Source organism: Dubosiella newyorkensis, assembly GCF_001945605.1.
Classification (GTDB): domain Bacteria; phylum Bacillota_I; class Bacilli_A; order Erysipelotrichales; family Erysipelotrichaceae; genus Dubosiella; species Dubosiella newyorkensis.
The window spans coordinates 1-688 of the sequence record NZ_MPKA01000043.1; the positions used below are offsets into that span (position 1 = coordinate 1).

1 protein-coding gene is annotated in these 688 nt (G+C 36.8%); it reads left to right on the forward strand.

The window, feature by feature from the left end:
- Window positions 1-528: 528 nt before the first annotated feature.
- A complete protein-coding gene (locus BO225_RS12270) occupies window positions 529-687 on the forward strand; it encodes a hypothetical protein (protein WP_158023773.1) in 159 nt (52 codons plus the stop codon).
- The last annotated feature ends 1 nt before the right edge of the window (window position 688 follow it).

A 688-nucleotide genomic window follows, 5' to 3' on the forward strand; every position in this document is an offset into this window, starting at 1 on the left:
ATATACAACGATTCGATCTCCCGAACCGAATAGTCTTCGAATTCCGGAATCGTTTTTTTCACGATATAAGCCAGGATCGCCTTTTTGGAAAGCACCTTTTTGCAGGCCGCATCGAATGTCTTTTCTTAATTCCATTGTAGCATAGGATACGAGAATATTTCTTCTCGAACAAAGCTGTACATAGTGATTCCCCCTTCTTATATTCAATACGACAAAAAACAAAAAAATGGTCCCAAAAAGTAAAAAAACATACGAGGGAAATAAAAACAGCGTATAGAAAACGCTCATCGAATCAGAGACAATATCTCTACCTGCCATGAGCGTCTTTGTTTTTTGGACTCCAAGGCATACATTGTTCCAGTATTTCGCTGGTCAGCCTGCCAGCATGTCTTGAGATTTCTTTTAAAATATGAAGAATGTATTTATAAGGGTGTAGACGTTAAGATAATTATGTACATAAACGATGAGATAAATATGTACAATTTCTAAAAACAGATTGTAAATTCTCTTATTTGCAGGGAGGATTTTATGATCATTACTTTATCAATCAACAACTCGTTGCGTGTTGATTCTTTGACAGATTTGAACAAGCTTATGCCGCTTATGAAGGAGGGTGTTTTGAAATTGAACAAATCCAAGATTGCCCGTGAACTCGATGTCGATCGCAGAACGGTCGATAATATCTGAA

Excerpts from the sequence above, each read along its gene's own strand:
- BO225_RS12270 (WP_158023773.1), top strand. The coding sequence starts at position 529 with ATGATCATTACTTTATCAATCAACAACTCGTTGCGTGTTGATTCTTTG.